This is a genomic window from Sporosarcina sp. Y352, from assembly GCF_056786535.1.
This window is the reverse complement of the sequence record NZ_JBXCJE010000008.1, coordinates 1-13,703: the sequence shown is the minus strand read 5'-3', so window position 1 is coordinate 13,703 and position 13,703 is coordinate 1. Positions and strand designations below refer to the sequence as shown.

General features: G+C 40.7%; 11 protein-coding genes. 8 read left to right on the top strand and 3 right to left on the bottom strand.

All coding sequences use genetic code 11. The annotated features are described in order from the left end of the window. Positions 1 to 38 precede the first annotated feature (38 nt). The 3 genes from AC1TO6_RS13890 (at position 39) to yugI (ending at position 3,329) form a co-directional block, all read left to right on the top strand. Positions 39 to 299, top strand: coding sequence for a DUF1871 family protein (locus tag AC1TO6_RS13890; protein WP_482102215.1), 261 nt, complete (start codon positions 39 to 41; stop codon positions 297 to 299). Between the two features lie 357 nt (positions 300 to 656). Beyond that, entirely contained in the window at positions 657 to 2,822 is a 2,166-nt protein-coding gene (locus AC1TO6_RS13885) for an RNA polymerase sigma factor (RefSeq protein WP_482102214.1), read from the top strand. A gap of 132 nt (positions 2,823 to 2,954) precedes the next feature. After that, the gene (yugI, locus tag AC1TO6_RS13880; RefSeq protein WP_482102213.1) at positions 2,955 to 3,329 is read left to right on the top strand and encodes a S1 domain-containing post-transcriptional regulator GSP13; all 375 of its coding nucleotides are present in this window, start codon (positions 2,955 to 2,957) and stop codon (positions 3,327 to 3,329) included. Between the two features lie 189 nt (positions 3,330 to 3,518). Here yugI and AC1TO6_RS13875 read toward each other — a convergent pair whose 3' ends face one another. Continuing rightward, the gene (locus AC1TO6_RS13875) at positions 3,519 to 4,835 is read right to left on the bottom strand and encodes a sigma 54-interacting transcriptional regulator (RefSeq protein WP_482102212.1); all 1,317 of its coding nucleotides are present in this window, start codon (positions 4,833 to 4,835) and stop codon (positions 3,519 to 3,521) included. Between the two features lie 133 nt (positions 4,836 to 4,968). Here AC1TO6_RS13875 and pruA point away from each other — a divergent pair, with 133 nt between their 5' ends. From pruA to AC1TO6_RS13855, 4 genes are all read left to right on the top strand, one after another. After that, entirely contained in the window at positions 4,969 to 6,513 is a 1,545-nt protein-coding gene (pruA, locus tag AC1TO6_RS13870) for an L-glutamate gamma-semialdehyde dehydrogenase (protein ID WP_482102211.1), read from the top strand. A 112-nt stretch (positions 6,514 to 6,625) separates the two neighbouring features. Further along, the gene (locus AC1TO6_RS13865; RefSeq protein WP_482102210.1) at positions 6,626 to 7,819 is read left to right on the top strand and encodes an ornithine--oxo-acid transaminase; all 1,194 of its coding nucleotides are present in this window, start codon (positions 6,626 to 6,628) and stop codon (positions 7,817 to 7,819) included. A 79-nt stretch (positions 7,820 to 7,898) separates the two neighbouring features. Next, the gene (locus tag AC1TO6_RS13860) at positions 7,899 to 9,143 is read left to right on the top strand and encodes a Glu/Leu/Phe/Val family dehydrogenase (RefSeq protein ID WP_482102209.1); all 1,245 of its coding nucleotides are present in this window, start codon (positions 7,899 to 7,901) and stop codon (positions 9,141 to 9,143) included. 155 nt (positions 9,144 to 9,298) lie between these two features. After that, positions 9,299 to 10,462 carry an iron-containing alcohol dehydrogenase gene (locus tag AC1TO6_RS13855; protein ID WP_482102208.1) on the top strand — a complete coding sequence of 388 codons (1,164 nt, stop codon included), beginning with the start codon at positions 9,299 to 9,301 and terminating at the stop codon, positions 10,460 to 10,462. Positions 10,463 to 10,514: 52 nt separating this feature from the next. On the opposite strand, the gene AC1TO6_RS13850 is transcribed toward AC1TO6_RS13855, so the two are convergent. Both AC1TO6_RS13850 and AC1TO6_RS13845 read right to left on the bottom strand, forming a co-directional pair. Continuing rightward, positions 10,515 to 11,528 (bottom strand): cation diffusion facilitator family transporter, encoded by a 1,014-nt coding sequence (locus AC1TO6_RS13850; protein WP_482102207.1) that lies wholly within the window; start codon positions 11,526 to 11,528, stop codon positions 10,515 to 10,517. A gap of 12 nt (positions 11,529 to 11,540) precedes the next feature. Beyond that, positions 11,541 to 12,263 carry an MgtC/SapB family protein gene (locus tag AC1TO6_RS13845; protein WP_482102206.1) on the bottom strand — a complete coding sequence of 241 codons (723 nt, stop codon included), beginning with the start codon at positions 12,261 to 12,263 and terminating at the stop codon, positions 11,541 to 11,543. A gap of 109 nt (positions 12,264 to 12,372) precedes the next feature. On the opposite strand from AC1TO6_RS13845, the gene AC1TO6_RS13840 reads away from it, so the two are divergent. Beyond that, on the top strand, positions 12,373 to 13,275 hold the full coding sequence (locus tag AC1TO6_RS13840; protein WP_482102205.1) for a DMT family transporter: 903 nt from the start codon (positions 12,373 to 12,375) through the stop codon (positions 13,273 to 13,275). The last annotated feature ends 428 nt before the right edge of the window (positions 13,276 to 13,703 follow it).

Here is a 13,703-nt window from a genome sequence, read left to right as displayed (position 1 = left end):
CATAGTCTAAAATAATGAGAAAAATTAGGTGACTCATCGTGCATACAATTGAAATGAATAAAAAGGCTGTTGCACTTCTTGAACAATGGGACCCATTCGAAGTCGGTCCAAAAGCGTATTCACTTGAAATTGTCGATATCGTAGCGGATTTACACCGACTTGATCATCCTACGGACCTTGCAAAGCGAATTCGGGAAGTTTATGAACATACCTATGAGCAATGGATTCCGATTGAAAACTGTGTGCAAATTTCTTATAAGTTGCTAGCGATTAAATACGAGGCGAAATGTATCGTCTAACCTGTAGAGCTGTACCCGCATTCAAATGGGTATGGCTTATTTTTATCTTTATTCAGCATTCATCTCTCACCTTCATAGGTGGGAGATGAATGTAGTTTTGTTTTCCTGTTCAGTGGGTGTCCAAAAGCCCGCTGAATAAGGAGGAATGAAGTTCAATTCCTCCCTGATAAAGCCTCCGGCGGATGTCACAGATTTTGAAAGGAGTCAATCGAGCAAGCTCGATTCAAAAATCTGGACGCAATTACGCCGAGGCGTAATTGATATAGTAAAACACCTTCGGATAATGAAACAAATTTCAATACAGGATAATCTTTGATATAATTGAAATAATTAGAATTATGTACCGGAGGGGTGCCTGTGGAAGATGCCGAGTTGAGTCAAAAGGTGAGGGCTGGCGACATTGACGCTTTTGAACAATGGATGGACATCTATTCAGGAGACATTGAGCGTTTCGCCATACAGTATGGCTGTCCGTTAAAACAAGCGGTGGATGTAACGGGAGAAACATTTAGGAACTTTCACAATCAGCTAGAATCCCATGACTTTGAAAAGCCGCTTATTGAGACTTTATATAAACATGCAGTAAATATTCTATCAAATACGCGACTAGCCAATACACCGAATGAGCCGATATTTCTATTTGAAGAGGATCAGGAATTGCATAACAAGATTGTTATGTTTGAAATAGATAGGAAAGTACCGTTTATTCTCTCGAAATTTCATCACCTGGATGATGTAAGCATTGCAGCAATTTTGGATACTACTGATGAAACAATTGAACAAGCTATTGCGGAAGCATTTTACGACCTGGAAATCGCGTCGCTAAAAAAGAGGCTTGAATTCCTTACTAAATCGTATGGACGATTAAAAACTACATTTATAAAAGAACAGGTTTTTGAAGAGTCGCAGAAGGTAGTTCAGACGACTGGGAAAGCGGCACAATCGATTTCAAAGAAGGCTATGATTTCTTGGAGTGTGGGAGTCCTTGTCCTTCTATCACTGCTGATTGTTCCTGTTGTGACAAGTGAGGAATATAAAAAGGCTGCCGCCGAAAAATATATTGAACGGCTAAAGGCATCATTTGAGAAAGAAGTCGGAAATCGCTACACCGAACTGGGTCTGACTGAACCGACTGTAGGCAGCGAGGCATTTAACCATGTTTTTTATGGGGAGAAAGAACGAGCCGATTTTGAGTCTATGATCGCTCGGTACGAAGGTGTTATGAGTAACACTGGTACCTTGAATAAGAAGAAGGTAGAAGAAGAGTATGGGGAAATAATCAAGTCATTGGAATTGCCATCTGAGATGACTAAACGGTTATTTAAAAAATCGCTTGCAGACGACTTGGAAAAGAGCAATGAATTTATGTTAGATTATTTGGAAAAGATTTACCTAATTCAACAATCCTATTTCGCGATTCTCTACAAACACGAACAGATTATCGAGGATGCAGTAGATAACGGAATCATAGATATTGAAGGATTCATGAAACAAAAGGATACATATCCTGAAGATTTACAGTTTGCCTTGGATGGCATGATTAAGCAAAATATGTATCCGGTGTCTATAAAAAACTGGGCGCCTATTGCTCCTGTATTTAAAAAGAATGAACATAGCGCTAAAATTAGATCCTCTATCCACCCCGATCTTAGCGGCTATTTGACGGGTTTGGAAGCGACGCCGTTGGTTATGTATCCGGGTCTTGTGCATCCGCTAGAAGACTCAATCGACTATTTACTAGAAATAGAAAAAACGTTATTAGCCACAACGTTTACGGATGAAGTATTTCATAACCTGGGTTGGTCGTACAGTGAACTTTTTTACGAAATCATTGGGGGAACGGAGCCTGATCAGGTATTCGATACTAACGGTAAAGTGAAAATGGATTATCGAGCAGGATGGGAAAGAATCGCTAGTGCTGGAAAGAGTTCACCAGCAGCTTATCTCATGCAAACAATTAATTCAGAGATGAAAGCGACGGATTGGACGGAATCGAATAGTCACAGCCGATTAGAAGCCTACGATGTTCATCAAGCATTGGAACTTGCAAAATCCGGGAGACTCGATACGTTTAGCATGCAAGGATTCAGACAAAATGCATCTGGCTTTGAAAGTGTGTCTTTCCCCGATACCTTCTTCGAGGACTTAGTTAAAGAGACGTACCATTCATTTTCATCAAATTACGACCAATCCACACTGCAAGGAATCAGTCCATTGGTCATTATCGGGGTATACTTGTACGCAAATGAGCGAGAAGATTCCGAGACGATGTGGCAGCTTTACAGCACCAAAAATAATACGGCTACGCTCGAAGAATACACTGCTCAATGGAGTCTAGTGGAAATAGCAATTGATAGCTACGATGGTCTGCATTTCAATAGTGACGGAGAAACAACAGGTTCGATTGGATTTCAACAAGGAAATACGACAGTATATTTGGTTCAGATGGTTTTGGAAGATGAAACTGTATGGAGAATCAGTCATGCGGACTTAGATCTTTTACTGCACGAATTTGAGGATTAACATGTGTGGCAGTGTAATAAAGTTGAACCCTTTCAAGCTGTCGAATTTTTGCCCGGTCACTTCAAACATGATATAATTTTAAGTGGCCTTAAGGGCAGAATCGATACCAAAATAGATTGGGAGCTGTTTTACATGGCGCAAAAATTCGAAGCAGGAGAAGAGTTTTCCGGCAAAGTAACGGGTATCCAACCGTACGGTGCATTTGTAGCACTTGACAATGAAACACAAGGACTTGTCCACATCTCTGAAATTACGTATGGTTTTGTAAAAGATATCAATGAATTTCTAACTGTGGGGCAGGAAGTACAAGTAAAGGTACTAGAGGTCGACGAAGCTGCAGGAAAAATCAGCTTGTCCATTAGAGCTCTTCAAGAAGCACCGGCTACCATCCGAAAAGACGACCGTCCACGCAAATCATTGCAAGCACGCGTCGATGAAAGCGATGCAGACGGATTCAACTCACTGAAAGAAAAACTCCAAGACTGGATTGAAAAATCAGGGCAATGATAATGGAACGCAGCCTAAGAACGCCGCATCGTGCGGCAATAAAGAGGGATGAAGTTCAATCCCTCCCTGCTGGAAGGCTTGAAGATAAAGGCGTTCTTTGCCTTTATCAGCAAGACTGAAGCGACTCGAGGGGCTAGGCGCTGAAGCTAGACAGAAAAAATGAGGAAGGAGGCAAACATGCCTTCTCCCTCATTTTTTTAATTTCCTCAAACGATATTGTAAATTCTGTCTGCTCATGCCAAGTGCTTGTGCAGTTTTTGTGATGTTTTCATTATTGAGTTTCATCGCTTTTTTTAAATAATAGCCTTCCGCTTCACGCAAAAACTGATCAAGCGGCAACAACTCTTTATCTGACTGCACAATGAAGTCCGTAGCTTGCGTCGGTTCCTCGGTAATCTCTGAGCCCTTCATCCGGAAATGTAACGGTAGTAGATCATATGTAATGGCCATCTCAGTAGTGGCAATAGAAGAGATTTCATCCAGAAGAAATTCAAGTTCTCGCATATTTCCCGGCCAATCATATCCGAGGAATAAATCCTCAACTTCCACAGTAATCCCTTTAAGTGTAGAACCGTACCGTTCACTTCGACGCTCTAAATAAGCCAAAACGAAAGGTAATATATCCTCTTTCCGTTTTCTTAAAGGAGGAATTCGAATGGTGAAAGAAGCAAAGAAATAATACAAATCTTTCAATAAAGCCCCCGAAGCGATTAATTCCACTGGATCATCCCCGATACTCGCGATGAATTGCTTATTGCTGTAAGGGTTTTCTAATAGTATCGCTAGTAATTTCTGTTGCAGTGGAATGGACAGCAAATCGATTCTCTCGCAAAAAAGAGTTAATGGTTCTGGTACGTTCAAATCTTTACCTAAACGATCTAATGCTAGTGGATCTGAACTGTGGCAGAATAGGGTATAAAATAGTGTGTTGGAAGTAGAGCATTCATTATGCATACTCTCGGCGATAAGGTCTTTACCTGTTCCGGTTTCGCCGATTAAAAGTACAGGTAATTTTGCTCGAGCTGCTTTTTTTGCAGTAGTAATAACCACTTTCATAGAAGGTGAGGAAGCAATAATCTGATTGAATGTCACTGGAACACTATTTTTTCTAAACGGTTGAAGAATAAATCTTTCAAGTGCGGTAACGTCGCGGGCTAGTTCTACGGCTCCAATTAGAATTTCGTTGTCAAAAATCGGAAACGTGTCATTAATTGTTGTAATTTCGGTACCGTTCCTATTCCAGTAAGTCTGTTTTACATTTAATTGCTCTTTGCCACTTTGCAAAACTTTTAAAAGTGTACTTTCCTCCAGGTCAAAATTGAACAGCTCTAAAATTGACCGATCAGTGACATCTTCAAGTGCGAGTCCTTCAATTTCTTTCATCTTTTCATTATAGATGACAGTTCTTCCGATTTTATCAACTGCATGTATACCAGCCGCGGCGCGACTGACCGCAAACTGATAAAATGGGAAGAGTGAAATGTCGATATTCTTCAAAGTAATCACCTTCCAACTTCTATTTTAAAAAAAATAATGAATAATGCTTGATATCCGCAACAATCTTTTGCATTATTATATATGTAATCAAATACAAAGTGCAAATAAATTTTGCGTCCTACTACTGAAGAGGAGGAATAATATGATTCCGTATAAACATGAACCATTTACAGATTTCACAGTAGAAGAGAACAAACAAGCTTTTCTTGAGGGTATAAAAGTGGTTGAAGGTTATCTAGGACAGGATTATCCACTAATCATCGGTGGGGAACGCATCATGACTGAAGAAAAATTGGTTTCAACTAACCCTTCAAATAGAGAGCAAGTAATAGGTCGCGTTTCGAAAGCAAGCAAAGACCTTGCCGAAAAAGCAATGAAAGTTGCAGACGAAACATTCAGCACATGGAAAAAAGTGAAACCTGAATTCCGTGCTGACGTACTATTCAAAGCTGCTGCAATCATTCGTCGCCGTAAACACGAATTCTCAGCACTCCTTATGAAGGAAGCAGGAAAACCTTGGAATGAAGCAGATGCAGATACAGCTGAAGGAATCGATTTCATGGAATTCTATGCTCGCCAAATGCTAGATTTGAAAAATGGTATTCCTGTTGTAAGCCGTCCCGGTGAATACAACCGTTTTGACTACATCCCTCTTGGGGTGGGCGTAATCATCTCGCCATGGAACTTCGCTTTCGCAATCATGGCTGGAACAACAGTTGCTGCTTTAGTTACAGGAAATACTGTTCTTCTTAAACCAGCATCGACAACACCGGTTATTGCATACAAATTCATAGAAGTTCTCGAAGAAGCTGGAATGCCAGCGGGAGTTGTAAACTACATCCCTGGATCTGGTGCTGAGGTTGGCGACTACCTAGTTGATCATCCTAGAACACGTTTTGTTTCATTCACCGGTTCTCGTGAAGTAGGCTCACGTATCTATGAACGTGCAGCTAAGGTAAATAAAGGTCAAATTTGGTTGAAACGCGTTATCGCTGAAATGGGCGGAAAAGATACAATCGTTGTTGATAACGAAGCTGACTTGGAACTTGCCGCACAATCAATTGTAAAATCAGCGTTCGGTTTTAGTGGGCAAAAATGTTCAGCTTGTTCACGAGCGATTATTCATGAGGACGTTTACGACCAAGTTGTCGCGCGCGTTGAGGGGTTGACAAAAGAATTGACGTATGGCGATCCAGAAGACAACTCAAACTTCACTGGTCCAGTAATCGATCAAGCTTCATTCGACAAAATCATGAGCTATATTGAAATTGGTAAAGAAGAAGGACGGATTGTCGCAGGCGGAACTGGAGACAGTTCTAAAGGATTCTTTGTTGCTCCAACAGTAATTGCGGACTTGGATCCAACAGGTCGTGTTATGCAAGAAGAAATCTTTGGTCCTGTTGTCGGCTTATCGAAAGCAAAAGACTTCACTGAGGCGATTGAATATGCCAACAATACAGACTATGGATTGACAGGCGCAGTCATTACGAATAACCGTTTCCATATTGAACAAGCTCGTGAAGATTTCCACGTAGGTAACCTTTACTTCAACCGTGGTTGCACAGGTGCAATCGTCGGTTACCAACCGTTTGGTGGGTTCAATATGTCAGGGACAGATTCAAAAGCCGGCGGTCCGGATTACTTGCAACTTCATATGCAAGGGCAAACAACGTCAGAAACACTATAAGAAAAGCTAAGGGCGCCCGCTAGACCCGAGCGGCTGGTGCCCGGAGCTAGACACAGATAAACAAGCCCATCTGCTGATTGGCCTGACTTACATAATCAAAGGAGGTAAATAAGTGTCAGTCTCAGAAAAAATAATTCTCAAAACGGAGAAATTTGGGGCAAATAATTACCATCCACTACCAATTGTTATTTCTGAAGCGCAAGGGGTTTGGGTAAAAAATCCGGAAGGCAATAAATACATGGATATGCTTTCTGCGTACTCAGCAGTAAATCAAGGCCATCGTCATCCGAAAATTATTCAAGCACTTAAAGACCAAGCCGATAAAGTTACACTTACGTCACGTGCTTTCCATAATGACCAACTTGGTACGTGGTATGAAAAAGTTTGTAAACTATCAGGTAAAGAAATGGCGCTTCCGATGAATACAGGCGCTGAAGCTGTTGAAACCGCTATTAAAGCGGCACGTCGTTGGGTTTATGATGTTAAAGGAGTAGCAGAAAATCAGGCAGAAATTATTGCATGCGAAGGAAACTTCCATGGCCGTACGATGTTAGCGGTCTCTTTATCATCAGACGCTGAATATAAACGCGGATTCGGTCCGATGCTATCAGGCATTAACCTTATTCCTTATGGTGATATCAAGGCACTTGAAGCTGCAATCACTCCGAATACAGCTGGATTCCTTATTGAACCGATTCAAGGTGAAGCAGGTATTATTATTCCCCCTGAAGGCTATATGAAAGCAGCGCGTGAGTTATGTAAAAAGAACAACGTCCTCTTTATAGCAGATGAAATTCAGGCCGGCCTATGCCGTACTGGTAAAATGTTTGCATGTGAATGGGAAGACATGGAACCAGATATGTACATCCTGGGTAAAGCACTAGGTGGAGGAGTATTCCCGATTTCTTGTGTGTTGGCTGACAAAGCAGTTCTCGGTGTATTCAATCCTGGATCACACGGATCGACTTTCGGTGGAAATCCTATGGCTTGCGCAGTATCCATTGCTTCTCTTGAAGTGTTGGAAGATGAACAATTGGCGAAACGCTCTCTCGAACTTGGAAATTACTTTATGGAAGAGTTAAAGAAAATTGATAATCCGACTATAAAATCAGTACGTGGGCGCGGATTATTCATCGGCGTTGAATTGAAAGAAGCTGCTCGTCCATACTGTGAAGAGCTAAAAGAACTCGGCTTGCTTTGTAAAGAGACGCACGATACAGTAATTCGATTTGCTCCACCGCTTATTATTACAAAAGAAGAACTCGAGTGGGCACTTGTTAGAATAAAAAAAGTTTTCAAAAAATAAATTTTTTGTCCAAATAAGTGTCTGATATGTTACAATATATGCATAGAAAAAATTATGAATCAAAGAGGCGAACCGTTAAATGAGTGAAAACTTGAATCTGTTTACGTCTACTCAAGAACTATATAAAGATGCACTTGATAAATTAGGCTACGATGAAGGAATGTACGAACTTTTAAAAGAACCACTTCGTATGGTTGAAGTGCGTATTCCAATTAAAATGGACGATGGCAAGGTTAAAGTTTTCACGGGTTTCCGTGGACAGCATAACGATGCAGTTGGACCGACAAAGGGCGGCGTTCGTTTCCATCCAGATGTGACGCTTGATGAAATTAGAGCACTGTCAATGTGGATGACGCTTAAAGCTGGTATTGTCGATTTGCCATATGGTGGAGGTAAAGGTGGAATTATCTGTGATCCCCGTGAAATGTCAATGGGTGAACTTGAACGCCTAAGCCGAGGTTATGTTCGTGCATTAAGCCAAGTAATGGGACCTAATAAAGATATTCCAGCACCTGATGTATTTACAAATGCTCAGATTATGGCATGGATGATGGATGAATATAGTCGTATTGATGAGTTCAATTCTCCTGGTTTCATTACAGGTAAACCGATTGTTCTTGGTGGATCACAAGGTCGTGACCGGGCAACTGCGGAAGGCGTAACGATTATTATCAATGAAGCGGCAAAACGTCGTGGAATCGATATGAAAGGTGCGAAAATTATTATTCAAGGTTTCGGGAATGCTGGAAGTTTCTTATCCAAATTCCTTCACGACGCAGGTGCAAAAGTAATCGGAATTTCCGATGCATACGGAGCGCTTCATGATCCGGATGGTTTAGATATCGATTATTTACTTGATCGTCGCGATAGCTTTGGAACAGTAACAACACTTTTCGATAACACAATAACAAATCAGGAATTGCTTGAACTTGATTGTGATATCCTAGTTCCAGCAGCAATTGAAAACCAAATTACTGAAAAAAATGCACATGATATCAAGGCTAAAATCGTTGTTGAAGCAGCGAACGGACCAACAACGAGTGAAGGAACGAGAATCCTTAAAGAACGTGGAATTCTCTTAGTACCTGATGTTCTTGCAAGTGCGGGAGGCGTAACAGTCTCTTACTTCGAGTGGGTCCAAAACAATATGGGGTACTACTGGACTGAAGAAGAAGTGCGTGAAAAAATGACGAAAAAAATGGTTGATGCATTTGATAACGTCTATGCAACTGCAGAAACCCGTAACATAGACATGCGTCTAGCAGCATATATGATTGGTGTACGTAAAACTGCAGAAGCATCACGTTTCCGTGGTTGGGCATAAGTTAAATATAAAAGGCATCTCCCGTTTTATTAAGCGGAAGATGCCTTTTATGATTTTCCCCAGTATCGTAACAATAGTGTTTTCATACGCACCCATTAGAATTGCAAACATGCTAATTGTTTTGGATAATGAAAAGAGTAGAAGGAGGTAATAAGATGAATGAATTCATATTTCACAATCCAACAAAGTTAATTTTCGGGAAAAACCAAATTCAAAAGTTAACGATAGAACTAACGAATTACGGGAATAGAGTGCTTGTTGTTTATGGCGGTGGCAGTATTAAGAAGAATGGCCTCTATGATGAAGTAATGACGATTTTACGTGAAAACAATAACGAAGTATATGAATTAGCGGGTGTGGATCCGAATCCGCGCGTTTCGACCGCGCGTAAAGGTGCAGCGATATGTAAAGAAAAAGATATTGACTTCATCCTAGCAGTTGGGGGCGGTTCAGTTATAGACTGTGTGAAATTGATTGCATCAGCCGCGAAATACGATGGTGACGCTTGGGATCTAGTCACGAAGAAAGCGTTAGCGGAAGACGCACTTCCATTTGGGACAGTTTTAACGCTTGCAGCAACGGGCTCAGAAATGAATGCAGGCTCTGTCATTACAAATGAAGAAACAGAAGAGAAATACGGATGGGGTGGTCCGTTCAATTTCCCGAAATTCTCAATTCTTGATCCGACATATACAATATCTGTTCCAAAAGACCAAACAATTTACGGTATTGTTGATATGATGTCACACGTATTTGAACAATACTTCAATAATGCTGAAAACACACCCGTACAAGATGAAATGTGCGAAGGCGTACTTCGCGCGATCATGGCTAATGGTCCGAAGTTGGTTGAAGATCTCACTAATTATGATTTGCGGGAAACGATTCTGTTTGCAGGGACTATGGCATTGAATGGTTTCCTTCAAATGGGATATCAAGGCGACTGGGCTACTCATGATATCGAACACGCTGTATCCGCAGTCTATGATATTCCGCATGCGGGTGGACTTGCGATTCTTTTCCCGCACTGGATGCGTCATAATGTTAAAAGTAATCCAACACGATTTGCTAAACTTGCAGTCAACGTATTTGGTGTCGAGCCGGAAGGGAAACCTGAAGAAGAAATTGCTTTTGAGGGAATTGAACGATTGAGAGCATTCTGGACCTCAATAGGTGCACCTGAAACACTTGCGTATTATAATATCGATGATTCCAAACTGGGATTAATGGCAGACAAGGCAACCATTAATGGGCCACTTGGGAAATTCAACAGGCTTGATAATGAAGATGTGCTTTCAATATTAAAAGCTTCATTGTAAGAAATATGAAAACGTCACGTTGGAGAAATCCATACGTGACGTTTTTTTGTGATTATTCCGGAAGTTTTGAATTAAACTGTTCCGAAGCTCCGTGTAAATTGGATCTCATCCATGTAGATTCAACACCATCATCTTCATCGAATGAAATGAGGACGTCTCTTACGCCTTTCTGATTTAGAACAATATCCATCAGCTTATCGCGCACATCATCGATATAAGCGAGGGTAAGAGTAGGCTCCACTTCAGCTACAATTTCAACATGAAGAAATTCTCCTTCTTTAATAACTTCAATTCGTTGAATATCTTTTACATCTGGATCAGCTGCAACAAGATGTGTAATGTGATGAAGCATTTCCTCATCGGTTTCTCCAATAGCTCCCCGTGCATTTTCTAGGAACACTTTGCCGACTACATAGAACATCATCATACCGATTAGGATGGATGCAATTCCTTCCGCTACAAGTAATCCTAGGAAATGGGCAATTAGTATAGCGGTAAATGCAAGAATTCCACCTAATGTTGCAACGAAATCCTCCATGAATACTAATTTCGTGGCAGGTTTGGCACGATTGAGATTACGGAACCCAAGAGTGATCGGTGCAAAACCGCCCTTAACAATGCCAGCTTCATGAAGAACTTCTTTACCTGCTTTATAGAGGACAATGCATTCAAGAATGATACTGATGCCCAGAACGGAAAGGTTGATAACTAAATTTCTAATTCCACCCGCTTCAGCTGGATCAATAACATGATGCCATCCACCTATAATTGCTTCATAAGACATAATTCCGACGATGATGACAGCACCAAGGCAAACTAAGTTGACTACCCGGCCAAATCCATTTGGATACTTTGGGGTAGGTGCTTTTTTAGACAAGGCCGAACCGATGAACACAAAAAATTGATTGGCTGCATCACCAAAGGAATGCATCATTTCAGCAAACATTGCAACGTTGCCTGTGAAGAAGAAGGCGGCAGCTTTTAAAAAGGCGATTATTGTATTAACGATGGCTGCCAGTAGGGAAGGTTTATTGCCATCTTTCAAAAGTCTTAATAGATTTCTCATAGTTTTCCTCCATTATGGAAATATTTCGATTTCAACCGATTCGATGTAATGTAGTGTCGTTAGTTCGATGTACAATAGGGAAGTTGCTTTTTTGGGAAGTGCTGAGAGTCGGAAATCTAGTTCGTGTCGGATTTGATTATCATTTACGATAATCTGCCGAATGCGTAAATTCTCGATGGTCATGCTCTCTGCCTTTAGATAAGTAATGAGATCTTCTATCTTCGACTTATCAGATAACACTACAATGAAAGCAGCCTCTTTTGTCCGTAGTCTTTTTGGTCCGAATTTTCCAAGAGCAGGAGCGATAACCTCGATAACAAACATCACACTAAGTACGGCGAACGCAGCTTCAATATAAAACCCTGCCCCAACAGCTATCCCAATACTTGCCGCACCCCAAATCATTGCCGCTGTCGTCAAACCGGTAATGTTGTCATTATCTCGTCGCAGAATAGCCCCTGCTCCAAGAAAGCCAATTCCGCTAACAATTTGTGCGGCAAGTCTAAGTGGGTCCATTGTTACGTTAATATCATCACGAGCTGGAACGAGATAAGCTGCTTCTATAGAGACGACTGTTAGAAGACAACTAAAAGTAGCGATGACGGCACTAGTTTTTAATCCGATCGGCTTCTTCTTTATTTCCCTTTCTACACCGATTACTAAACTTAATACTAAAGCAAACGTAATTTTAATCAAAACTTCAGGATACATTGCCTCGTTCGCAATCCAAGTCATGAGCCTTCCCCCTTAATGTCCTCTCTTTTTAACCATGTTATACTTATAATTATCTAATACCTTAAAAGTGTAAGAGGTAACCCATTTTATTGAAAGAGATGTGTTAGAAATGGAAAGACCTGCAATTCATCCCTATATTCCAATAATCATCGGTGTAATTTCCGTGGCACTTTCAGCAATATTTGTAAAACTTGCTTCAGCTGATGCGGGAGTTATTGCATTCTATAGAATGTTGTTCTCGGTTCTGATCATGTTGCCGCTCTTCTTAATGAAGTATAGGCATGAAGTTTTTACACTCAGCAAAAAGGATTGGACTTTTTCAGCAATAGCTGGGGTGTTCTTAGCGTTTCACTTCATATTATGGTTTGAATCTCTAAATTACACATCAGTTGCAAGCTCAACCGTACTTGTTACATTACAACCGATTTTTGCTTTTGCCGGAACGTACTTTATATTTAAAGAGAAACTTGGTTTCAAAACAATCTTATCCGCACTGATAGCTCTATCGGGAAGTGTAATTATCAGTTGGGGAGACTTTAAACTGAGCGGAACCGCTTTTTACGGAGATATGCTTGCATTGATTGCTTGCGCGCTTATCACCACCTATCTTTTATTCGGGCAAGATGTGCGTAAACGTCTTTCCCTTATTACTTATACGTTTGTTGTTTACTCGATTAGTACAATCACATTGTTTTTTTATGTGATTATCAAAGGAGAGTCGTTCGGGCCTTATCCCGGTTCTGATTGGTTCTGGTTTGTCATGTTAGCTCTAATTCCAAATTTGTTGGGACATACTCTTTTCAACTGGGCGCTCAAGTGGGTAAGTACCAATGTAATATCCATCGGAATTCTCTTTGAACCAGTTGGAGCAGCTATTCTGGCGTTCTATATCTTTAATGAAACATTATCAATGTCCCAAATAGCAGGCGGAATCATTGTCATAGCGGGGATTGTCCTGTTCGTAATAGACGGAAAAAAACTGCGGGAAAAATTCTTTTTCAAAAAGACTTGATTTATAGTGCTGACTTGTTGTATATTAATACATGTCCTCAGGGAGCGAGAAACAACGAGGGAAAAAGAAGTTAAAAAAAGTTGTTGACTCCTTCCAGAAGAAATGTTATATTAAGAAAGTCGCCATTACGACGACATCAAATGAAGTGTTTGAGAAACTTGATATTTTCTCTCACGAATGAACCTTGAAAACTGAACAGCAAAACATCAATGAGATATCGCGAGAGTGCTAACGCACTTGAGCAAAACGTTTCGAAGTAATTCGGTTTCGGTCGAGTGAAAAGAAACACACACAAGAATCTTCGGATTCAGAGGAGGAATTAATTCCTCCTTAAGTCAGCAAGAAATGAGCTATTCGATTTCTTTATGGAAAACTACTTCTTTATAGAAGTAGTTCTTATGGAGAGTTTGATCCTGGCTCAGGACGAA